General features: G+C 57.3%; 19 protein-coding genes and 1 pseudogene. 14 read left to right on the top strand and 6 right to left on the bottom strand.

The window, feature by feature from the left end; genetic code table 11:
• Nucleotides 1-52: 52 nt before the first annotated feature.
• The 3 genes and pseudogenes from ftsP (at nt 53) to OHJ17_RS03670 (ending at nt 4,357) form a co-directional block, all read left to right on the top strand.
• A complete protein-coding gene (gene ftsP, locus OHJ17_RS03660; RefSeq protein ID WP_004144547.1) occupies nt 53-1,465 on the top strand; it encodes a cell division protein FtsP in 1,413 nt (470 codons plus the stop codon).
• Nucleotides 1,466-1,498: 33 nt separating this feature from the next.
• A pseudogene (locus OHJ17_RS03665) lies at nt 1,499-3,830 on the top strand (YgiQ family radical SAM protein).
• A complete protein-coding gene (locus OHJ17_RS03670; RefSeq protein WP_032433531.1) occupies nt 3,830-4,357 on the top strand; it encodes a GNAT family N-acetyltransferase in 528 nt (175 codons plus the stop codon). The pseudogene OHJ17_RS03665 and the gene OHJ17_RS03670 overlap by 1 nt, the downstream one beginning before the upstream one ends.
• A gap of 35 nt (nt 4,358-4,392) precedes the next feature.
• Here the strand turns inward: OHJ17_RS03670 and dkgA are convergent, their stop codons facing one another.
• A complete protein-coding gene (gene dkgA, locus OHJ17_RS03675) occupies nt 4,393-5,220 on the bottom strand; it encodes a 2,5-didehydrogluconate reductase DkgA (RefSeq protein ID WP_023286874.1) in 828 nt (275 codons plus the stop codon).
• 145 nt (nt 5,221-5,365) lie between these two features.
• The gene (gene yqhD / locus OHJ17_RS03680) at nt 5,366-6,529 is read right to left on the bottom strand and encodes an alcohol dehydrogenase (protein ID WP_020803698.1); all 1,164 of its coding nucleotides are present in this window, start codon (nt 6,527-6,529) and stop codon (nt 5,366-5,368) included.
• Between the two features lie 196 nt (nt 6,530-6,725).
• On the opposite strand from yqhD, the gene OHJ17_RS03685 reads away from it, so the two are divergent.
• Nucleotides 6,726-7,625, top strand: coding sequence for an AraC family transcriptional regulator (locus OHJ17_RS03685; RefSeq protein WP_032425251.1), 900 nt, complete (start codon nt 6,726-6,728; stop codon nt 7,623-7,625).
• A gap of 49 nt (nt 7,626-7,674) precedes the next feature.
• On the opposite strand, the gene yghB is transcribed toward OHJ17_RS03685, so the two are convergent.
• Nucleotides 7,675-8,334 (bottom strand): DedA family general envelope maintenance protein YghB, encoded by a 660-nt coding sequence (gene yghB / locus OHJ17_RS03690; RefSeq protein WP_002916791.1) that lies wholly within the window; start codon nt 8,332-8,334, stop codon nt 7,675-7,677.
• A gap of 131 nt (nt 8,335-8,465) precedes the next feature.
• On the bottom strand, nt 8,466-9,653 hold the full coding sequence (gene metC / locus OHJ17_RS03695; RefSeq protein ID WP_004149836.1) for a cystathionine beta-lyase: 1,188 nt from the start codon (nt 9,651-9,653) through the stop codon (nt 8,466-8,468).
• Nucleotides 9,654-9,903: 250 nt separating this feature from the next.
• Here metC and exbB point away from each other — a divergent pair, with 250 nt between their 5' ends.
• From exbB to OHJ17_RS03730, 7 genes are all read left to right on the top strand, one after another.
• Nucleotides 9,904-10,635, top strand: a complete 732-nt coding sequence (gene exbB, locus OHJ17_RS03700) for a tol-pal system-associated acyl-CoA thioesterase (protein ID WP_004174395.1) — start codon at nt 9,904-9,906, stop codon at nt 10,633-10,635.
• A gap of 6 nt (nt 10,636-10,641) precedes the next feature.
• Nucleotides 10,642-11,067, top strand: a complete 426-nt coding sequence (exbD, locus tag OHJ17_RS03705; RefSeq protein ID WP_002916785.1) for a TonB system transport protein ExbD — start codon at nt 10,642-10,644, stop codon at nt 11,065-11,067.
• A 204-nt stretch (nt 11,068-11,271) separates the two neighbouring features.
• Nucleotides 11,272-12,690 (top strand): glycoside-pentoside-hexuronide (GPH):cation symporter, encoded by a 1,419-nt coding sequence (locus OHJ17_RS03710; protein WP_002916782.1) that lies wholly within the window; start codon nt 11,272-11,274, stop codon nt 12,688-12,690.
• Between the two features lie 13 nt (nt 12,691-12,703).
• Complete coding sequence (locus tag OHJ17_RS03715; RefSeq protein ID WP_032433528.1) at nt 12,704-14,227, top strand: glycoside hydrolase family 43 protein; 1,524 nt, start codon at nt 12,704-12,706, stop codon at nt 14,225-14,227.
• A 106-nt stretch (nt 14,228-14,333) separates the two neighbouring features.
• A complete protein-coding gene (locus OHJ17_RS03720) occupies nt 14,334-14,828 on the top strand; it encodes a TIGR00645 family protein (protein ID WP_004105804.1) in 495 nt (164 codons plus the stop codon).
• 121 nt (nt 14,829-14,949) lie between these two features.
• Entirely contained in the window at nt 14,950-15,837 is an 888-nt protein-coding gene (yghX, locus tag OHJ17_RS03725; protein ID WP_004144560.1) for a YghX family hydrolase, read from the top strand.
• A gap of 78 nt (nt 15,838-15,915) precedes the next feature.
• A complete protein-coding gene (locus OHJ17_RS03730) occupies nt 15,916-16,203 on the top strand; it encodes a DUF2623 domain-containing protein (RefSeq protein ID WP_002916743.1) in 288 nt (95 codons plus the stop codon).
• A gap of 72 nt (nt 16,204-16,275) precedes the next feature.
• Here OHJ17_RS03730 and yghU read toward each other — a convergent pair whose 3' ends face one another.
• Both yghU and OHJ17_RS03740 read right to left on the bottom strand, forming a co-directional pair.
• Nucleotides 16,276-17,142, bottom strand: a complete 867-nt coding sequence (yghU, locus tag OHJ17_RS03735) for a glutathione-dependent disulfide-bond oxidoreductase (protein ID WP_002916742.1) — start codon at nt 17,140-17,142, stop codon at nt 16,276-16,278.
• A 47-nt stretch (nt 17,143-17,189) separates the two neighbouring features.
• Nucleotides 17,190-17,750, bottom strand: a complete 561-nt coding sequence (locus OHJ17_RS03740; RefSeq protein ID WP_004150918.1) for a DsbA family protein — start codon at nt 17,748-17,750, stop codon at nt 17,190-17,192.
• A 20-nt stretch (nt 17,751-17,770) separates the two neighbouring features.
• On the opposite strand from OHJ17_RS03740, the gene OHJ17_RS03745 reads away from it, so the two are divergent.
• The 3 genes from OHJ17_RS03745 (at nt 17,771) to OHJ17_RS03755 (ending at nt 21,162) form a co-directional block, all read left to right on the top strand.
• Nucleotides 17,771-17,893, top strand: a complete 123-nt coding sequence (locus OHJ17_RS03745) for a hypothetical protein (protein WP_004217169.1) — start codon at nt 17,771-17,773, stop codon at nt 17,891-17,893.
• A gap of 76 nt (nt 17,894-17,969) precedes the next feature.
• A complete protein-coding gene (gss, locus tag OHJ17_RS03750) occupies nt 17,970-19,835 on the top strand; it encodes a bifunctional glutathionylspermidine amidase/synthase (protein ID WP_002916740.1) in 1,866 nt (621 codons plus the stop codon).
• A 145-nt stretch (nt 19,836-19,980) separates the two neighbouring features.
• Nucleotides 19,981-21,162, top strand: a complete 1,182-nt coding sequence (locus OHJ17_RS03755; RefSeq protein ID WP_004149825.1) for an aminotransferase-like domain-containing protein — start codon at nt 19,981-19,983, stop codon at nt 21,160-21,162.
• Nucleotides 21,163-21,322: the final 160 nt, after the last annotated feature.

The following is a 21,322-nucleotide window of genomic DNA, read 5'->3' on the forward strand; positions in this document are numbered from 1 at the left end:
CTGGCGGGAAACGAATTCCCTTTTTCATTTGTCAGTATGTCATGGAGTTAATATGTCACTCAGTCGGCGTCAGTTTATTAAGGCTTCCGGCGTAGCGCTGTGCGCTGGCGCCGCGCCGCTGAAGGCCCATGCCGCCGGCCAGCAGCCTGCGCTGCCGGTTCCGCCGCTGCTGGAATCTCGTCGCGGCCAGCCGCTGTTTCTGACGCTGCAGCGTTCCCACTGGTCGTTTACCCCCGGCACCCGCGCCCCCGTCTGGGGGATCAATGGCCGCTATATGGGGCCGACGATCCGCGTCTGGAACGGAGACGACGTCAAGCTTATCTACAGCAACCGCCTGACGGAGAACGTGGCGATGACCATCCGCGGTCTGCAGGTGCCTGGCCCGCTGATTGGCGGCGCGGCGCGCATGATGTCGCCGAACGCCGACTGGGCGCCGGTGCTGCCTATCCGCCAGAGCGCGGCGACGCTGTGGTATCAGGCCAACACGCCGAACCGGATGGCGAAACAGGTTTACAACGGTCTGGCGGGCATGTGGCTGGTGGAAGACGAGGTCAGCAAGAACCTGCCGATCCCTAACCACTATGGCGTCGATGACTTCCCGGTGATTATTCAGGATAAACGGCTGGATAACTTCGGCACGCCGGAATATAGCGAACCGGGCAGCGGCGGCTTTGTGGGCGACACGCTGCTGGTTAACGGCGTGCAGAGCCCGTATGTTGAAGTGTCGCGCGGCTGGGTGCGCCTGCGCCTGCTGAACGCTTCCAACTCCCGGCGCTATCAGCTGCAGATGAGCGATGGCCGACTGCTGCATGTGATTTCCGGCGATCAGGGATTCCTGCCGGCGCCGGTTTCGCTCAAGCAGCTATCGCTGGCCCCGGGGGAGCGGCGTGAAATTCTGGTCGATATGACTAACGGCGATGAAGTATCCATTACCTGCGGCGAAGCGGCGAGCATCGTCGACCGTATCCGCGGTTTTTTTGAACCGTCAAGCATCCTGGTCTCCACGCTGGTGCTGACGCTGCGTCCGACCGGGCTGCTGCCGCTGGTGACCGACAGTCTGCCGGTGCGCCTGCTGCCGACCGAGCTGCTCTCCGGTACGCCGATCCGCAGCCGGGATATCACCCTTGGCGACGATCCGGGCATCAACGGCCAGCTGTGGGATCCGCAGCGTATCGATATCACGGCGCAGCAGGGGACCTGGGAGCGCTGGACGGTGCGCGCCGACCGCCCGCAGTCGTTCCATATTGAAGGGGTGATGTTCCAGATCCGTAATGTCAACGGCTCGTCTCCTTTCCCGGAAGATCGCGGCTGGAAGGACACCGTGTGGGTCGACGGGCAGGTTGAGCTGCTGGTCTATTACGCTCAACCGTCGTGGCCGCACTTCCCGTTCCAGTATCTGAGCCAGACGCTGGAGCTTGCCGATCGCGGCTCGATCGGCCAGATGCTGGTGAATCCCGCGCCGTAATCTCTTTGACCCTGGCCGGCGCACGGTCAGGGTTTGAGAAAATCCTCCTTCATTTCCACTATCATTCCGGCTTATAATCCACGCCCTTTTGGTTATTTTTTTATCATTTTCCCCGGAAGCAATATGAGCGCAATATCCCTGATCCAACCGGATCGTGACCTTTTTTCCTGGCCGCAATACTGGGCTGCCTGTTTTGGCCCTGCGCCCTTTTTACCGATGTCGCGTGAAGAGATGGATCAACTTGGCTGGGATAGCTGCGACATTATTCTGGTCACCGGCGACGCCTATGTCGACCACCCGAGCTTCGGGATGGCTATCTGCGGCCGCATGCTGGAAGCGCAGGGTTTCCGGGTAGGGATCATCTCCCAGCCGGACTGGAACAGCAAAGACGACTTTATGCGTCTGGGCAAACCGAACCTGTTCTTCGGCGTGACCGCCGGCAACATGGACTCAATGATCAACCGTTACACCGCCGACCGTAAACTACGTCATGACGATGCCTATACGGCGGGTAACGTGGCGGGCAAACGTCCGGACCGCGCTACCCTCGTCTACACCCAGCGCTGTAAAGAGGCGTGGAAAGATGTGCCGGTGATCCTCGGCGGCATCGAAGCCAGCCTGCGTCGTACCGCCCACTATGATTACTGGTCCGACACCGTGCGCCGCTCGGTGCTGGTGGACTCCAAGGCCGATATGCTGATGTTCGGCAACGGCGAGCGTCCGCTGGTGGAAGTGGCTCATCGCCTGGCGATGGGCGAAACCATCGACCAGATCCGCGATGTGCGCAATACCGCCATCATGGTGAAAGAGGCGCTGCCGGGCTGGAGCGGCGTGGACTCCACCCGTCTGGATACGCCCGGTAAAATTGACCCCATCCCGCATCCGTACGGTGAAGATCTGCCGTGCGCCGATAACAAACCGGTCGCGCCGAAAAAACAGGAAGCGAAAAGCATTACTGTGCAACCGCCGCGGCCCAAACCGTGGGAAAAAACCTATGTGCTGCTGCCCTCCTTCGAGAAGGTGAAAGGCGATAAGGTCCTGTACGCTCACGCCTCGCGCATTTTGCACCACGAAACCAACCCCGGCTGCGCCCGGGCGCTGATGCAAAAGCACGGCGAGCGCTACATCTGGATCAACCCGCCGGCAATCCCGCTCTCCACCGAAGAGATGGACAGCGTCTTCGCGCTGCCGTACAAGCGGGTGCCGCATCCTTCCTATGGCGATGCGCGTATTCCGGCGTATGAGATGATCCGCTTCTCAATCAACATCATGCGCGGCTGCTTCGGCGGCTGTTCGTTCTGCTCGATCACCGAGCACGAAGGACGCATAATCCAGAGCCGTTCTGAGGATTCGATCATTAATGAGATCGAAGCCATTCGCGACACCGTGCCCGGCTTTACCGGGGTGATCTCCGATCTCGGCGGGCCAACGGCCAACATGTATATGCTGCGCTGTAAATCGCCGCGCGCTGAGCAGACCTGCCGCCGTCTCTCCTGCGTCTATCCGGATATTTGCCCGCACATGGATACCAACCATGAGCCGACGATCAATCTTTATCGCCGCGCTCGCGAGCTGAAGGGCATCAAGAAGATCCTTATCGCCTCCGGGGTACGCTATGACATCGCGGTCGAAGATCCGCGCTATATCAAAGAGCTGGCGACCCACCACGTCGGCGGCTATCTGAAGATCGCCCCGGAGCATACCGAAGAGGGACCGCTGTCGAAGATGATGAAGCCGGGAATGGGCAGCTACGACCGCTTTAAAGAGCTGTTCGACACCTATTCGAAGCAGGCGGGTAAAGAGCAGTATCTGATCCCGTACTTTATCTCCGCTCATCCGGGGACCCGTGATGAAGATATGGTGAACCTGGCGCTGTGGCTGAAGAAGCATCGCTTCCGCCTCGACCAGGTGCAGAACTTCTATCCGTCGCCGCTGGCGAACTCGACCACCATGTATTACACCGGCAAGAACCCGCTGGGTAAAATTGGTTATAAGAGCGAAGAGGTGGTGGTGCCGAAGGGCGATAAACAGCGCCGTCTGCACAAAGCGCTGCTCCGCTACCACGATCCGGCAAACTGGCCGCTGATCCGTCAGGCGCTGGAGGCGATGGGCAAGAAGCACCTGATTGGCTCCCGTCGCGACTGCCTGGTGCCAGCGCCAACCCTGGACGAAATGCGTGAAGCGCGTCGCCAGAACCGCCATACTCGTCCGGCGCTGACCAAGCACACGCCGATCGCCCATCAGCGCCAGACGCCTGCCGCTGCTGGCGCGAAAAAACGCGTTAAGCCGAAGGCCGTATCACGCTAAGCGGCTGGCCCGGCGGGATCGCTCGCCGGGAACATCTGTGAAAAAAGGAGAGAGGTGATGACGCCGGTCATCCTGTCGCGACAACAACTGGACCAGCTCTGGGAGATAGACCGCAGCGAAATTATCGATACGCTCTACCGTCTCGATAACGGTCAGCTGCGGGCTTATCGGGAATATTATGACGTGCGTGGCTGGGACCCTCACGATCGTCAGGTTTATACTCCGATTCACGAGGCCTGTTACGATCGCGGCGGTATTTTTTTCGCCTTTTTTGACGATGAGCAGATGATTGCCGCAGCGGCGCTGGATACGCTGCCTCGCGGCATGAATGGCGAGCTGCGCCAGCTATTATTCTTTTATGTCGGGGCGGGAAAGCGCGGCCAGGGCTGGGGGCGGCGACTGTTTAAGTATGCCCTGCACCAGCTGCCAGAAATGGGGGCGTCCGGCCTCTATATCTCGTCGATCCCCAACAAAAACACCGTCGATTTTTATCTGGCTCAGGGATGTCGCTTAGCGGATAAGCCCGACCCGGCGCTGTTTGCGCTGGAGCCAGAGGATATTCATCTGGTCTGCGATCGCCTTTAACGCCGAGGCGCTAAAGGCGATGGCAAGAGAGAGCATTACCCGCCGAACTGATCCGGGTCAGGACCGAGACGTTTACCCTGGTCCAGCTTCGCGATCGCTCCCAGCTCATCTTTGTCGAGACGGAAGTCCCAGACGTCAAAGTTTTCCGCGATACGCGACGGCGTGACGGATTTCGGGATCACCACCAGACCGCTATCAAGATGCCAGCGGATGACGATTTGCGCCGGCGTTTTGCCGTACTTATCGGCGAGCTGGTGGATGACTTTTTGATCGAAGACGCCTTCGCCGCCCTGGGCCAGCGGGCTCCAGGATTCGGTCTGGATCTTGTGGGTGGCGTTCCACGCGTGCAGCTGACGCTGCTGCAAAAGTGGATGGAGTTCTATCTGATTGATCACCGGGGCGACGCCGGTTTCATCAATCAGCTTCTGCAGATGCGGTACCTGGAAATTACACACGCCAATGCTTTTGGTCAGCCCCTGCTGCTGCAGCTCGATCAACGCCTGCCAGGCCTCGACGTAATGGCCGATAGCCGGTACCGGCCAGTGGATTAAATAGAGATCCACATAGTCCAGCTTCAGTTTGCTGAGGCTCTCTTTCAGCGCCTCGTGCGGCCGTTTTTGATCGTCGTTCCACAGCTTGGTGGTGATGAAGAGCTCATCGCGGTTGACGCCAGCGCTGTGCAGCGCATTGCCGACGCCGGTCTCATTTTGGTACGCGGCGGCGGTGTCAAAAGAGCGATAACCGACTTCCAGCGCCTTATGAATGGCGGAGACGACTTCCTCGTTGCCAGCTTTCCACACGCCGAGACCCAGCTGCGGCATCAGGTTGCCGTCGTGCAGTTTTATAACGGTTGGATGTGTCATGCCTTCCTCCTGTTAATGAACTCGGCGAAGCAGGATCCGCCGAGGGGTAGCATTAAGTCTGGACGAAATAGCTAAAAACGGTAGTAAAAACACCTCTCCCCGGCGTTTGTTTAACGTAAGGAGAGGTGAATCAGGCGGGGAGCGCTTAGCGTGCAGCCTCGTAAATACGGCGGCTGACGTCCAGGGTGATATCCTGATGTTCGCCCAGTTTAGTCATGCCGTGCTCTTCCAGTTTCGCCAGCAGCGCTGGGATGGAGCTACCGTCGAGACCGTAATCGGAAAGGCGGGTCGGCACGCCCATCTGCTCGAAGAACTGACGCGTTGCGGCGATGGCGGCATCGATACGTTGGTCGTCAGAGCCTTCGGTAAGATTCCACACGCGCTCGGCATACTGCAGCAGCTTCTCGCGCTTGGCATCGCGTTTCTCATTCCACAGCGCCGGCAGCACGATAGCCAGCGTCTGGGCGTGATCCAGGCCGTGCATCGCCGTCAGCTCGTGGCCGAGCATATGCGTCGCCCAGTCCTGTGGCACGCCTGCGCCGATCAGGCCGTTCAGCGCCTGCGTCGCCGCCCACATAATGTTGGCGCGCACGTTATAGTTCTCCGGTTCCTGCAGGGCTTTCGGGCCATCCTCGATCAGGGTCAGGAGAATGCCTTCGGCGAAGCGGTCCTGGATTTTGCCGTCAACCGGGTAGGTCACGTACTGCTCGACGGTATGGACGAAGGCGTCAACCACGCCGTTCGCGACCTGGCGCGGCGGCAGGGTGTAGGTATAAACCGGATCGAGGATCGCGAACTGCGGCTGGACGTGCGAAGACATAAACGCGCGTTTGTCGCCGGTGGTTTTCCGCGATATGACCGCGCCTTTGTTGGATTCAGAACCGGTCGCTGGCAGAGTCAGTACCGAGCCCATTGGAATGGCGCTGGCAATTTTGCTGCCATAGGTTTCCAGAATTTCCCACGGATCGATATCCGCGTCGTAGTGGGCTGCTGCAGCGATAAACTTGGTGCCATCCAGCACCGAACCGCCGCCGACCGCCAGCAGGAAGGTCACTTTCTCTTCCCGGGCGAGTTTCACCGCATTCATCAGGGTTTCGTAAGACGGGTTCGGCTCGATGCCGCCAAATTCAAGGACATCCAGGCCATTCAGAGCGGTGAGGACCTGATCCAGGACGCCTGTTTTTTTGACGCTGCCGCCGCCGTAGGTGATCAGTACGCGGGCTTCCGCCGGGATCTGTTCACGCAGCTTTTCAATCGCGCCTTTGCCAAACAGAATGCGGGTTGGGGTATGCAGGTCGAAATTATTCATTGCTTAAGTCCTCCAAAGAGTAAAACCGTCGACAGGGACGATACCGCTGCCCGATGAAGGTTATTGTGGTCCTGGCGCCGTTGACCCTCAATGCACATTCCTGCCGATGTCTTGCCTATTTCTCCATATGGCTGGAGAATTTGTAGCGGCCTGCGCACAATGTACAGGTGAAGAAACATCGGGAGAGACGGTGGCAATGCAACACGCAGAGATATGTCGGACATTAACGGAGAAGATTAACCTGCTGAAAGATAAGCACGAAATGTTAAGTTCGTTGCTGCCTGACGTCCGTTTGCTGTACGGAACGCAACCGGGGCCCCGGACGCCGGTGATGTATCTGCCGGGGATCGTTTTTCTCTTTTCGGGCCATAAAATTGGTTATATCAATGAGCGGACTTTTCGCTACGATACAAACGAATATTTACTGCTGACCGTGCCGCTACCTTTCGAGTGCGAAACCTTTGCCACCCCGGAGGTGCCCCTCGCCGGGATGCGCCTGAACGTCGATATCCTGCAACTGCAAGAGCTGCTGATGGATATTGGCGAAGATCCGCTGTTTCAGCCCGCGGTCGCCTCCAGCGGGATAAACTCCGCGGTACTCTCGGAGGATATTCTGTGCGCTGCCGAACGGCTGCTTGACGTGATGGAGCGGCCGCTGGACGCACGGATCCTTGGCAAGCAAATCGTCCGCGAAATTCTGTATTATGTGCTGACGGGGCCCTGCGGCGGCGCGCTGTTGGCGCTGGTCAGCCGGCAGACCCACTTCAGCCTGATAAGTCGCGTGCTCAAGCATATCGAAAGCCAGTACACCGAAAACCTCAGCGTCGATCGGCTGGCGGCGGAAGCGAATATGAGTGTGTCAGCGTTTCACCATAATTTTAAAGCGGTGACCAGCACTTCTCCTTTGCAGTATCTGAAAAACTACCGTTTGCACAAAGCACGAATGCTGATGATCCATGACGGCATGAAGGCCAGCGCGGCGGCGATGCGCGTGGGATATGAAAGCCCTTCGCAGTTCAGCCGCGAGTTTAAGCGCTACTTCGGTTTGACGCCGGGAGAAGACGCCGCGCGTATTCGCACGATGCAGGGGATGTAATACCGGGAAAGGTCGGCCGGGCGGGCGCAGGCCCCCCGGCAGGTAAGCGTCAGGCGCTGCAATATTTCTTTTTAATGACCACGAACAGCGTGCCGAGCAGGCCAGCCAGCAGCAGGGCAATCGGCAGGATCATCAGACAGGTCATCACCTGATCTTCATGGCGCTTCACAAACGGGATCATGCTCAGCGCATAGCCAAGACCCGTCACCACACAGACCCACAGCAGGGCGCTCAGCCAGTTGAAGAACTGGAAGCGGCGGTTCGGCAGGCCAGAAATCCCGGCCATGGTTGGCAGCAGGGTGCGGACAAACGCCAGAAAACGGCCCGCGAGCAGCGCCAGCAGGCCGTGGCGGTCAAACATGCAGGTGGCGCGCTGATGGTACTTATGCGGCAGATGCGCCAGCCAGCCTTTCACCGTTTGCGTATTGCCCAGCCAGCGCCCTTGCACATAGCTCAGCCAGCAGCCGAGGCTGGCGGCGGCGGTCAGAATGGCGATAGTGGGCACAAAGTCCATGACGCCTTTAGCAATCAGCGCGCCGGCGAGCAGCAGCAGGCTGTCTCCCGGTAAAAAGGAGGCGGGCAGCAGCCCGTTTTCCAGAAACAGGGTCGCGAACATAACCAGATATACAACGCCCACAACGTGAGGGTTCGCCAATGCGGCAAAATCATGTTGCCACAGCGCGGCGACAATCTCTTGAATGACAACCATGGACTTTCCTAAGTGGTACCGTATTGTTGACTAGTGTACTCCTGAAGAGGCCCGAGCACCTTGATCCCGGGCGCAACAAAAGCGGCCGCTTTGCTAAAAAGCGTCCGCTATTGTTGCCACTGACTGTCACTTTACACGATACGCGCGAAGCCCGCTGCTAAATCCGCCTGCAGATCGTCAACATTTTCGAGACCAATGTGCAGGCGGATCAGCGTGCCGCTGAAGTCGACTTCAGCATCCGGTCGAATATGGGCGATTTGCTCCGGCTGGTTGGCGAGAATCAGCGACTCAAAGCCGCCCCACGAATAGGCCATACTGAACAGGCTGAAATTGTCGAGGTACTCCGCCAGTTCGGCATCATTGAGGCGCTTGCTGAGCACAAACGAGAATAGCCCGCTGCTGCCGGTGAAATCACGTTTCCAGAACTCATGACCTTTACTGCCGGGCAGGGCGGGGTGGTTTACCCGCGCCACCTGCGGGTGCTGCGCCAGCCACTCGGCGATGCGCAGGCTGCTTTCATGATGCTGACGCAGGCGCACGCCCAGGGTGCGCAGGCCGCGGCTGGTCATATAGGCAGTATCGGCGTCCAGCATTTGCCCCATCAGGTAGGCATTTTCACGCAGCTGCGGCCAGCAGCGCGCGTTCGCCACCGCGGTGCCCACCATGGCGTCGGAATGGCCGATCAGGTATTTGGTGCCTGCCTGAATGGAAATATCAATGCCAAAATCCAGGGCTTTAAACAGGATCCCCGCCGCCCAGGTGTTATCGATCATGATAATCGCTTCCGGGGCGACCTGACGCACGGCGGCGACTATCGCCGGCACATCGTGCACTTCCATGGTGATCGAGCCGGGCGATTCGAGGAACACCACGCGGGTCTCAGGGCGAACCAGACGGGCGATATCGGCGCCGATTAAGGGATCGAACCAGCTGGTGGTGACGCCGAGTTTGGCGAGAATTTTGGTACAAAAGTCCTGGCTTGGCTCATAGGCGGTATTGGTCATCAGCACATGGTCGCCTTGCTCGACAAACGCCAGGATAGTGTTAGCCACCGCCGCGGCGCCGCAGGGGAAGAGGGCGCAGCCGGCGCCGCCTTCCAGCTCGCACATCGCTTCCTGCAGCGAGAAATGGGTCAGGGTGCCGCGACGACCGTAGAACAGCTCGCCGTTGGCCCGATTGCGGGTGGCGTGCTTTTTGGCCTCGACGGTGTCGAAAACCAGCGATGACGCGCGCTGGATAACGCTGTTCACTGAGCCCTGGGTGTACTTTTTGCTCCGCCCGGCGTTGACCAGCGCGGTATCAAGATGTTTATCAGCCATGTTGACGAACCTGTTTTTATACGTCTGGACGTCTAAACTAACATGAATCTGCTTTTCTGTACCAGCGCACCGCCGATACAGGCGAAAATTTTACCCGGCCCGCGGTTAGCCGCTTTTTTACTGCGTAAGCGCAAGGAAAATAAACGTGATTTGCTGCACAGTGTAAATACTAATGAGAACCACTATCAATTCGATGTCGTTTTGATATTATTGTGGGCAGATTTTGTGATTATCGTCGTGGAGATAGAGCGTGGGTAATAATTTGATGCAGGCGGATCTCTCCGTTTGGGGTATGTATCATCATGCCGATATTGTCGTTAAGGTGGTGATGATTGGCCTGATTCTGGCGTCGGTCGTCACATGGGCCATTTTCTTCGGTAAAGGGGCGGAAATCCTCGCCAGCAAGCGTCGCCTCAAACGTGAACAGCAGCAGCTGGCGGAAGCCCGCTCTCTCGATCAGGCCAGCGATATCGCCAGCGCCTTTGAGGCGAAAAGCCTCACCACCCAGCTTATCAATGAAGCGCAGAACGAACTCGAACTCTCTGCCGGTGCCGAAGACAATGAAGGCATCAAGGAACGAACCGGTTTTCGCCTTGAGCGCCGCGTTGCGGCGGTTGGTCGCCATATGGGGCGCGGAAACGGCTATCTGGCGACCATCGGCGCCATTTCCCCGTTTGTGGGCCTGTTTGGTACCGTCTGGGGCATCATGAACAGCTTTATCGGCATCGCCCAGACCCAGACCACCAATCTTGCGGTGGTAGCGCCGGGCATCGCAGAAGCGCTGCTGGCGACGGCCATCGGCCTGTTCGCCGCCATCCCGGCGGTGGTCATCTATAACATCTTCGCCCGCATGATCGGCAGCTACAAGGCCTCGCTCGGCGACGTCGCCGCTCAGGTACTCCTGCTGCAAAGCCGCGATCTGGACCTCAGCGCCAGCGGCGTGAAGCCGGTGCGCAGCGCGCAGAAATTACGGGTAGGTTGATCGGCTATGGCGATGCGTCTTAATGAAAACCTGGACGATAACGGCGAAATGCATGAGATCAACGTGACGCCGTTTATCGACGTCATGCTGGTTCTGCTGATTATCTTTATGGTGGCCGCGCCGCTGGCGACGGTCGACGTGAAGGTCAATCTGCCGGCCTCCTCCAGCCAGCCGCAACCGCGACCGGAAAAACCCATCTACCTGTCGGTGAAGGCGGATAAGAGCATGTTCCTCGGCAACGACCCGGTTACCGAAGCGAATATGATTAACGCCCTGGATAGCCTGACCGCCGGCAAAAAAGATACCACCGTCTTCTTCCGCGCGGATAAAACCGTCGATTACGAGACGATGATGAAAGTGATGGATACCCTGCATCAGGCGGGCTATCTCAAGATCGGGCTGGTGGGCGAAGAGACCGTCAAAGCGAAGTAACCTCCCCCTTTCCACTTTTCTCCTCAGGCTGGCCTTGCGCCAGCTTTTTAATAGGTGGCGCAATAACTTGTAAGACCAATCTTATAGATGTGTGACAACTTTCTCAGTTAACAGAAAACATAAACCCGATGCGAAAAATGACAATAGGATAGTTTTTATCCTGCCTCTACAGTGAATACCACTTCATCTGAGAGGGATTATATTGTGAATCACGATAATAAACTGTCATTTGCGGAGAAGCTGGGATATGGCATGGGGGATGCAGCCTGCGGTATCGTTTACTCTTCGGTAACCATGTTTCTGACATGGTTTTATACGGATATTTACGGGCTTTCTGCTGCCGCAGTCGGAGTGATGTTCCTGGTGACGCGGGTTCTGGATGCGATTACCGATCCGCTAACCGGCATTGTTGCAGACCGTGTAAAGACCCGCTGGGGCCATTTTCGCCCGTGGCTTATCTGGTTTGCCGTACCTTATGCCGTGCTGGCGGTAATGACCTTCACGACTCCGGAATTTGGCGCATCGGGTAAACTGGTTTATGCCTACCTGACCTACACCTTACTCATGCTGTGTTACACCTTTATCAATATTCCCTACTGCGCATTGGGCGGAGTCATTACGCGTGATGAGAAGGATCGCCTTTCAGCCCAGTCATATCGTTTTACGATCTCATCTCTGGCCGGTCTGATGGTTTCTGTCGCAACCCTGTTCCTGGTGGATTTTTTCGGTAAAGAAAATAAGCAGTTTGGTTTTCAGGCGACAATGGGAATCATGGGCGCGATCGCTATTGTAATGCTGGCTTTTTGCTTCTTCTCTACCAAAGAACGCGTGGCTCCAGCTGTTGAACAGCAGGGGAGCATACGCGAAGACCTCCGTCAGCTGCTGGCGAATGACCAGTGGCGTATTGTGGCGATAATTACTTTTTTCTCCAGTATGGCCGGGGTTATGCGCAGCGCCGCCACGCTCTATTATGCAACCTACCTGATGTTAGGCGGTGTGGAGTCAGCGGCGGGAACGGCCATGAAATCAGCATTTGTTTCCACCAGCGTCGTTGGCACGATTATCGGCAGCATCGCCGCCGGATGGCTGGCCAAGCGCTATCGCGCGGTATCGCTGTTTAAAAATATCAACCTCCTGCTGGTCCTGGTTGGCGTCGTAATGTTCTTTGTGCCGCCGACCTGGCTGCCGGTGGTGTTCCCTTTATACTTCCTGGTCGGCTTCTTCCATCAGATGTACCAGCCGTTTAAATGGAACATGATGGCCAACGCTGCCGATTATGGCGAATGGAAGTTTGGCCGTCGCATCACGGGATTATCCTATTCCGGTAATCTGTTTGCTTTGAAAATGGGCATGGCGGTTGCTGGCGCCGCCGTAGGTTTTTCGCTTGGGCTATTTGGCTATCAGGCGGGCGTAACGGCGCAGACTCCGCTGGCGACAATGGGAATTGTGGGGCTGTTAACCCTCGGTCCATCACTATCTTACCTGCTCCTATGGTGGCTGGCGCGTTTCTATAAGCTGGATGACAAAATGATGCAGACAATTCAGCGCGAGCTGTCCATGCGTCAGCAGCAGGGGCATTCAGAGACGCATTTGCCGCTAAACGCCGTTCCGGAAAAGGCCTGAGGAGATGCGAAATATGACCCCTTCTGAATACCAGAATCCTATCTTATGCGCCGATTATTCCGACCCGGATATCGTGCGCGTAGGCGATGATTTCTTTATGGTCTCTTCCAGTTTTAACCATGTGCCCGCTTTACCGATCCTGCATTCAACGGACCTGGTTAATTGGACTATCATCAACCACGTTATGGATGAACTGCCGCTACCTGGTTATGACCGGTATCAGCCGGGTAAGGGCGTATGGGCGCCGTCGATTCGCTGGCACGATGGCAAGCTGTGGGTCTGCTTCAGCACGCCAGATGAAGGTATTTTTATCTGCCATGCCGAGGATCCGTGGGGGAAATGGAGCGCTCCGCACTGCCTGCGCGAGGCCAGAGGTTGGATAGATCCCTGCCCGTTCTGGGACGACAATGGTCAGGCCTGGTTGGTACATGCCTTCGCCCATAGCCGCAGCGGCATCAAGCATAAACTGCAGTTGTTTGCGATGGCGCCGGACGCCAGCGAATTGCTGGGCGAAGGGCAGATTATCTATGACGGCTGCTGCGATTTACCTACCCTTGAGGGGCCAAAGGTTTATCAACGCGCCGGTTGGTACTACATCTTTGCTCCTGCGGGCGGGGTTGAAAATGGCTGGCAGACGGTACTGCGCGCGCGCCAGATGACGGGGCCCTGGGAAGCCAAAAACGTGCTTTTCCAGGGAAACACCTCGATAAATGGACCACATCAGGGCGGCTGGGTGGAGGGTGAGGAGGGCGAATGCTGGTTTGTTCATTTCCAGGACTTACATCTCTATGGCCGCGTGGTTCACCTCCAGCCGATGTCCTGGGGTAACGATGGCTGGCCGCGTATCGGGGAGCAGATTGGCAACTGCGGCGTCGGACAGCCGGTTTTACGTTGGCCTCGTCCTAAAGGGTTAACGCCTTCACCGGCATTGGCGCCGCAAACCAGCGACTATTTTGCGCAAGGCCAACCGGGAATACAGTGGCAGTGGCAGGCTAACCCCAGCCCTGAGTGGCTGCTGCCAGCGAAAGGCGAACTTCGATTACGCTGCGTCCCATTATCCGAAGTCGATGGACAGAGAGCGTTATACTGGGCGCCGCAGCTGTTGCTGCAGAAATTCCCGGCGCTAACTTTTAGCGCGAAAACAAGCGTAACGTTATATGCCGCTCAGGACGGTGATGCCGGAGGCCTGATCGTATACGGCGAACGCTACGCCGCTTTGCTGGTGGAGTTTGGGCAAGGGGGTTACCGGCTCGTGTGGCGACACGGTTGGATGAGCGATGCGGGCGTGGTGCGCGAAACTCGTCAGGTTCTTGCTGAGCTTAAGTGCGGCAAGTGTCAGCTGCAGGTGGCCGTAGGCGAAGGCGGCCTGTGTCAATTTTCCTGGCGAGCCGAGGAGGAGTGGCGGAAAGTTCCTCTTTGTTTTGCTGCCGGGAAGGGAAAATGGGTCGGCGCGAAATTTGGCCTGCTGGCTGCTTCAATGGTTGGCCTACAAAGCGAGGGCTATTCCGCTTTGCAGGACTTTGAGGTCATACTTTAAAGAAACCGTTTCTGGCCGCCTGCAGATGACGCGGGCGGCTGATGTTGCATAAGCGTTACCCTGTTGAGATATAATGGCGGCCGTTTATGTTAACTGACAGGATCTTATGGAACGCTTTCTGGAAAATGCTATGTACGCCTCGCGCTGGCTGCTGGCGCCGGTTTATTTTGGCCTCTCGCTCGGTCTGATTGCGCTGACCATCAAATTTTTTCAGGAGATCTTCCACATACTGCCGCATATTTTTAGCGTCAGCGAGTCGGATATGATTCTGACCCTGCTGTCGCTGGTGGATATGACCCTGGTGGGCGGTTTGCTGGTGATGGTGATGTTCTCCGGGTATGAAAATTTTGTCTCGCAACTGGATATTAACGAGGGTAAAGAAAAACTCAGCTGGCTGGGCAAAATGGACGCGACTTCGCTGAAAAATAAGGTTGCCGCCTCCATCGTGGCGATCTCCTCTATTCACCTGCTGCGGGTGTTTATGGATGCGAAAAACGTCCCGGACAATAAGCTGATGTGGTACGTGATTATCCACCTGACCTTCGTGCTTTCGGCCTTTGTGATGGGCTACCTTGATCGTCTGACCAAAGTGAAACACTGATCCCTTCTCTCCCGGCGGTGTTAGCCGCTGGGCTGTTTCTCCCTGTTTCATGCTTTTCTGGGCTGGCGTATGTCCGGGCTTCTGCTTTGCTTAAAGAGCGCTTAACAACGGAGGCAGGGTGATGACGCGATTAACGGCCAAAGATTTCCCGCAGCAGTTGCTCGAATATTATGACTACTATGCCCACGGCAAAATCAGTAAACGCGAGTTTCTCCAGCTGGCGGGGAAATATACTGTCGGCGGGATGACCGCGCTGGCGCTGTTTAATCTGCTGAAGCCCGACTATGCCCTGGCAGAGCAGGTACCGTTCACCGACCCGGATATCCGCCCGGAGTATATTCATTATCCCTCTCCTGACGGTCACGGCGAAGTGCGGGCTTACCTGGTGACGCCGACAAAAATAGCCGACAAAGCGCCCGCTGTGGTGGTTGTGCATGAGAACCGCGGCCTGAACCCCTATATTGAAGATGTAGCCCGGCGGGTAGCGAAAGCGGGGTATATCGCGCTGGCGCCGGATGGCCTGAGCGCCGTCGGCGGCTATCCGGGAAATGATGATGAAGGCCGCGCGCTACAGCAGAAAGTCGATCCCGTGAAGCTGATGAATGATTTTTTTGCGGCGGTCGCGTTTATGGCGAACTATCCACAGGCGACGGGGAAGGTCGGTATCACCGGTTTTTGCTACGGCGGCGGCGTCAGCAACGCGGCGGCGGTGGCGATCCCGGAGCTGGCCTGCGCGGTGCCGTTTTACGGTCGCCAGCCGCCGCTGAAGGAGGTTGATAAAATTAAAGCACCGCTGCTGCTGCACTATGCCGGCCTCGATAGCGGCATTAATGAAGGCTGGCCTGCCTATGAACAGGCGTTGAAGGAACACCATAAAGTCTACGAGGCCTATTTCTATCAGGGCGTGAATCACGGCTTTCATAATGATTCCACGCCGCGCTACGATCGGGCTGCGGCTGATCTGGCCTGGCAACGCACGCTGGCATGGTTTGAGAAGTATTTACGCTAGCGCAACCGTCATAAATAGCGCTACCGCTCGCTCAAAAAAACGCTATATAATTTATTATATAACGATTGGGAGGGCGCGATGGAAAATCATTTTGGCAAAGGCTTAATGGCGGGGCTACAGGCATCCTATGCTGACACCGCCGCGCATGCGGCGAATTTTTGCGCCGACTATAAACGCGGGTTTGTGCTTGGCTACTCGCACCGCATGTTTGAAAAAACCGGCGACCGCCAGCTCAGCGCCTGGGAAGCGGGGATCCTCACCCGTCGCTATGGCCTGGACAGGGATATGGTGATGGATTTCTTCAAAGAAGGTGGGTCGGGTATGGCGATGCGCTATTTTCTGGCGGGCTATCGGCTGGAAAGCTAAACAGGACGGCTTCGCAGGCGGAACCGTCCTGTAGTGGGAACCCTTTCCCGTCAACGGGAAAGGGTGAAGACCTTACGCCTGGCGCTTATCTTCCGTTTGGGTGTCAAAGTCACGGGCGTCATGGCGCTCATGCAGCTGCTCATTGAGCGGGCCGTTGGTGCGGTTGACGATGCGTCCGCGCTTGACGGCCGGGCGGTTGCCGACATCCTGCGCCCAGCGCAGCACGTTTTTATAGCTCCCGGCGTCGAGGAACTCCGCCGCGTTATAGACATTGCCCAGCACTACGTTGCCATACCACGGCCAGACAGCCATATCGGCGATGGTGTACTCCTCGCCGGCCACATAGCGACCGCGGGCGAGCTGTTTGTCCAGCACGTCGAGCTGGCGTTTGGCTTCCATCGTAAAGCGGTCGATCGCGTACTCGATCTTCACTGGCGCATAGTTATAGAAGTGGCCGAAGCCGCCGCCGAGGAACGGCGCCGCGCCCTGCAGCCAGAACAGCCAGTTGAGGGTTTCGGTGCGACCGGCAGGATCTTTCGGCAGGAAGAAACCAAATTTTTCCGCCAGATAGAGAAGAATGTTGCCGGACTCAAATACCCGGGTCGGCGGCGTGGTGGAATGGTCGCTGAGGGCCGGGATCTTCGAGTTCGGGTTGATCTCGACAAAGCCGCTGGAAAACTGATCCCCTTCGCCAATGCGTATCAGCCAGGCGTCGTACTCCGCGCCGCTGACGCCCAGCGCCAGCAGCTCTTCCAGCATGATCGTCACCTTCTGGCCGTTGGGCGTGCCGAGTGAGTATAGCTGGAGCGGATGGGTTCCCACCGGCAGGACGCGTTCATGAGTCGCGCCGGAAACGGGACGGTTGATGTTGGCGAACGCGCCGCCGCTGTTTTGCTTCCATTCCCACACTTTTGGTGGCTGGTAGTTTTGCTCTGACATGCTGGTTTGCCTTTTTCGTGGATGTACAAAAAGTGTAGCAGGTGACCTCAGGCCATAATCCGCGCGGCCCACACGCTGACATCATCGCCGCTGCCCAGATCCGGCTGCACCAGGCCGTTGACCATAAAGGTCGGCGAGACATGGATGCCGTTCTGACGGGCGTATTTACTGTGCCACTTGATCACGTCCTGCAGCTCCGGGCGGGCAAAGGCGGCCCCCAGCAGCACGTGACTGTAGCGTTCAATGCGCTCAATGATTTGCTGCGGCGTGGCGTTCATATTCGGCCCGCTGCAGTGATCGGTAAACTCAAACTCTTCCCGATGGTCGGCCACGGCCTGCATCACCTTATGCGCCTGCTCTCTGCCGTGCGGCAGGGTGGACGCGGCGAGGATGCAGCGGACGATAACCCCGGAGAACAGATGCCACGGCTGCGACTGCAGGCGTATCTTGATGGTCACGTTATCGGCGCCGACCTCATCGAGCAGATCGTCGAGTTTATTAAACGCGCGGACAGAGTAGGGGCAGGTGGGCTCAAGGAACACCTCAAACGTCCGCGGGCCGTGTCCCCAGACCAGCGGTTGGGCATTCAGATGCGAGGGTGTGCTCATTGTCGACTCCTGATGTTGCGTTGTTTTTTTGTTATATCACCGATAACGATATCACTTTTGTTTCCGGCTGCAGGGTTATTTTCCTTAACGGCACGATTAGCGAAACGAATGAGTGGTATCATCGTTACACCTCTGTCTGGTAAGTGCCTGCGGCAGGATAAGAAGAGGGAGTTTTGTTTCGCCAACTGCCCGGGCTGCATTAATTTGAGGTCAGGCTAAATGAGCAAAGGATCGACAAGCAGTGACGCCCCGTTTGGGACATTGTTAGGCTATGCACCCGGTGGCGTAGCGATTTATTCATCGAATTACAGTAGCTTAAATCCGCAGGACTACCCGGATGACGCGACGTTTCGCAGCTACATCGGCAATGAGTATATGGGGCATAAATGGCAGTGCGTGGAGTTTGCGCGCCGCTTTCTGTTCCTGACCTATGGCTTTGTCTTCACCGATGTGGGGATGGCTTATGAAATCTTCTCCCTGCGTTTCCTGCGCGAAGTGGTCAATGACAATATTCTGCCGCTGCAGGCCTTCGCCAACGGCTCCCGCCGTCCGCCTATCGCTGGTTCGCTGCTGATCTGGCAGAAGGGGGGCGAGTTTAAGCACACCGGCCATGTGGCGGTGATCACCCAGCTTGTCGGCAATAAGGTGCGTATCGCCGAGCAGAACGTGATTCACTCGCCGCTGCCGCAGGGCCAGCAGTGGACCCGCGAGCTGACCCTCGAGGTCAACGACGGCCGGTACACCATCAAAGATACCTTTGCCGATACCGAAATTTTAGGCTGGATGATCCAGACCGCCGATACCGAACACAGCCTGCCGCAGCCGGTGCTGCCGGGCGAGGCGATGGCCATCAAAGGCGCGCGGCTGCCAAACAACGGCCAGTTTCGCGGTAAATGGCTGAACGAGAAAGACCCGCTGCAGAAAGCCTATGTGGCAGCCAACGGTCATTTCATCAACCAGGATCCCTATCAGTATTTCACCATCAGCGAAAGTGCCGAACAGGAGCTGATCAAAGCCACCAACGAGCTGCACCTGATGTATCTGCACGCCACCGATAAGGTGATGAAGGATGACAACCTACTGGCGCTGTTCGATATTCCGAAAATTCTCTGGCCTCGTCTGCGCCTCTCGTGGCAGCGCCGCCGTCATCATATGATCACCGGGCGCATGGATTTTTGCATGGACGAGCGCGGGCTGAAGGTGTACGAGTACAATGCCGATTCCGCTTCCTGCCATACCGAAGGCGGGCTGATCCTCGAACAGTGGCTGAAGCAGGGCTACTACGGCACCGGCCACAATCCGGCGGAAGGTCTGCTCGATGAGCTGGCGGGGGCGTGGAAACACAGCCGGGCGCGGCCCTTCGTCCACATCATGCAGGACAAGGATCTGGAAGAGAACTACCACGCGCAGTTTATTCAGCGTTCGCTGACCCAGGCCGGTTTTGAGAGCAAAATTCTCTTTGGCCTTGATGAGCTGCGCTGGGACGCTGCCGGTCAGCTGATCGACGCCGACGGGCGGCTGGTCAACTGCGTCTGGAAAACCTGGGCATGGGAAACCGCCATTGAGCAGGTGCGCGAAGTCAGCGCCGAGGAGTACGCGGCGGTACCGATTCGTACCGGACATCCGCAGAATGAGGTGCGGCTGATTGACGTCCTGCTGCGTCCTGAAGTATTGGTATTCGAACCCCTGTGGACGGTGATCCCCGGCAACAAAGCCATTCTGCCGGTGCTGTGGTCGCTGTTCCCGCATCATCGCTATCTGCTGGATACCGATTTTGAGGTTAACGACGAGCTGGCGAAAACCGGCTATGCGGTGAAGCCTATTTCCGGGCGCTGCGGGAACAATATCGACCTGATCGGCCCTCAGGATGAACTTCTGGATAAGACCAGCGGCCAGTTTGTCGATCGCAAGAATATCTACCAGCAGCTGTGGTGCCTGCCGAAAGTGGACGGTAAGTACATTCAGGTGTGCACATTTACCGTCGGCGGTAACTACGGCGGTACCTGCCTGCGCGGCGATTCGTCGCTGGTGGTGAAAAAAGAGAGCGATATCGAGCCGTTAATCGTTTTGAAAGACAAAGCATGACGTACGAAACCCGGGTAGCGGCATACCCCTGTCCGGGTGACAACGTACTGAAAAGGATAGCCCCGGCATGGTAAGCGCCGCCGGGGAGCACCTGCAACAAAGCCAAGATAATTAACACAACAACAAGACAGAAAAGGAAAATAGTATGCACGATCGGCGTCTCGCCGCCCGCGCGGGTGAACTCAAGCCCTCCGCCGTCCGCGAACTTCTCAAGCACAGTAAACTGCCCGGCGTGATTTCGCTTGGCGGCGGCATTCCGGCCCCGGAACTGTTTGATACCGAAGGCCTGGAGCTGGCGGTGCAGAAGGTGATGAGCGAGCGTTTTAATGACGCATTCCAGTACGGTCTGACGGAAGGCTACCCGCCGCTGCGCCAGGCGGTGAGTGAAATTTGCCACTCCCGTGGCGTCGCCTGTTCAGCCGCCCAGGTCTATATCACCTCCGGCTCGCAGCAATCGCTGGATATCGTTGCCCGTACGCTGCTCGATCCGGGCGATACTATCGTCGTTGAGCGTCCCACCTATCTGGCGGCGCTGCAGGTATTTCAGCTGGCGCAGGCCAATATTCTCAGCGTTGACACCGACGATGACGGGATGCTGGTGGAGCAGCTGGCCGACCTGCTGGAGACCACCCGCGTCAAAGCTGTTTACCTGGTGCCAACGTTCGGCAATCCCGGCGGCAAAACGCTGAGCGAGGCGCGTCGTCGCCGGTTGGTTGAGCTGGCGAAAAAATATGATTTCGTCATTCTGGAAGACGATCCCTACGGCGAAATTAGCTTTACTGACGCCGTTCGGCGCCCGCTCTATCAGCATGCTGTCGAGCTGGGCTGTGAAGATCAGGTGGTTTACACCTCGACTTTTTCGAAAATCCTCGCGCCAGGGATGCGTATCGGCTGGATCGTCATGCCGGACTGGCTGGCGCAGCAGACGGTGATTGTGAAGCAGGCGGCGGATCTGCATACCAATATGCTGTCGCAGGTGATCACTGCGGAATACCTCAGTCTGAACCGGCTGGATAACCAGATTGCGTTGATTCGCGAAGACTACCGCAAGAAGTGCGTGGCGCTGGCCGATGCGCTGGAAAGCCGCCTTGGCGAGCACCTGGAATTCAGCCGCCCGCAGGGGGGGATGTTCCTGTGGGCGCGTTTCCGCTATCCGTTCGATACCATGGAATGGATGAAGAAAACGCTGGAAAACGGCGTGGTGTACGTCCCGGGTGAAGCGTTTTATCACGATAAGCCGGATACCCGTACCCTGCGTCTTTCTTACTCCACGGTGTCAGAAGCCGGATTGCTGACGGCCGTTGAGCGGCTGGCGGCCTCCCTGTAACGTCTCTGCTGTGCGCCGCTTTTCGGCGGCGCGCAGCCCTGCGTGACGTTAACGTCCAGCGCAGGGTCAATCCGTTTCGGCGATCCGGTCATCGAGCCAGACCAGCATCAGCGCTGCGAGAAAAGCCAGCGCAAAGGTTCCAATAAACAACCACATAGAC

The organism is Klebsiella sp. KP20-425-1, from assembly GCF_025813515.1.
GTDB classification, from domain to species: Bacteria; Pseudomonadota; Gammaproteobacteria; order Enterobacterales; family Enterobacteriaceae; genus Klebsiella; species Klebsiella pneumoniae.

Excerpts from the sequence above, each read along its gene's own strand:
- ftsP (WP_004144547.1), top strand. The coding sequence starts at position 53 with ATGTCACTCAGTCGGCGTCAGTTTATTAAGGCTTCCGGCGTAGCGCTG.
- OHJ17_RS03670 (WP_032433531.1), top strand. The coding sequence starts at position 3,830 with ATGACGCCGGTCATCCTGTCGCGACAACAACTGGACCAGCTCTGGGAG.
- dkgA (WP_023286874.1), bottom strand. The coding sequence starts at position 5,220 with ATGACACATCCAACCGTTATAAAACTGCACGACGGCAACCTGATGCCG.
- yqhD (WP_020803698.1), bottom strand. The coding sequence starts at position 6,529 with ATGAATAATTTCGACCTGCATACCCCAACCCGCATTCTGTTTGGCAAA.
- OHJ17_RS03685 (WP_032425251.1), top strand. The coding sequence starts at position 6,726 with ATGCAACACGCAGAGATATGTCGGACATTAACGGAGAAGATTAACCTG.
- yghB (WP_002916791.1), bottom strand. The coding sequence starts at position 8,334 with ATGGTTGTCATTCAAGAGATTGTCGCCGCGCTGTGGCAACATGATTTT.
- metC (WP_004149836.1), bottom strand. The coding sequence starts at position 9,653 with ATGGCTGATAAACATCTTGATACCGCGCTGGTCAACGCCGGGCGGAGC.
- exbD (WP_002916785.1), top strand. The coding sequence starts at position 10,642 with ATGGCGATGCGTCTTAATGAAAACCTGGACGATAACGGCGAAATGCAT.
- OHJ17_RS03715 (WP_032433528.1), top strand. The coding sequence starts at position 12,704 with ATGACCCCTTCTGAATACCAGAATCCTATCTTATGCGCCGATTATTCC.
- OHJ17_RS03720 (WP_004105804.1), top strand. The coding sequence starts at position 14,334 with ATGGAACGCTTTCTGGAAAATGCTATGTACGCCTCGCGCTGGCTGCTG.
- yghX (WP_004144560.1), top strand. The coding sequence starts at position 14,950 with ATGACGCGATTAACGGCCAAAGATTTCCCGCAGCAGTTGCTCGAATAT.
- OHJ17_RS03730 (WP_002916743.1), top strand. The coding sequence starts at position 15,916 with ATGGAAAATCATTTTGGCAAAGGCTTAATGGCGGGGCTACAGGCATCC.
- yghU (WP_002916742.1), bottom strand. The coding sequence starts at position 17,142 with ATGTCAGAGCAAAACTACCAGCCACCAAAAGTGTGGGAATGGAAGCAA.
- OHJ17_RS03740 (WP_004150918.1), bottom strand. The coding sequence starts at position 17,750 with ATGAGCACACCCTCGCATCTGAATGCCCAACCGCTGGTCTGGGGACAC.
- gss (WP_002916740.1), top strand. The coding sequence starts at position 17,970 with ATGAGCAAAGGATCGACAAGCAGTGACGCCCCGTTTGGGACATTGTTA.
- OHJ17_RS03755 (WP_004149825.1), top strand. The coding sequence starts at position 19,981 with ATGCACGATCGGCGTCTCGCCGCCCGCGCGGGTGAACTCAAGCCCTCC.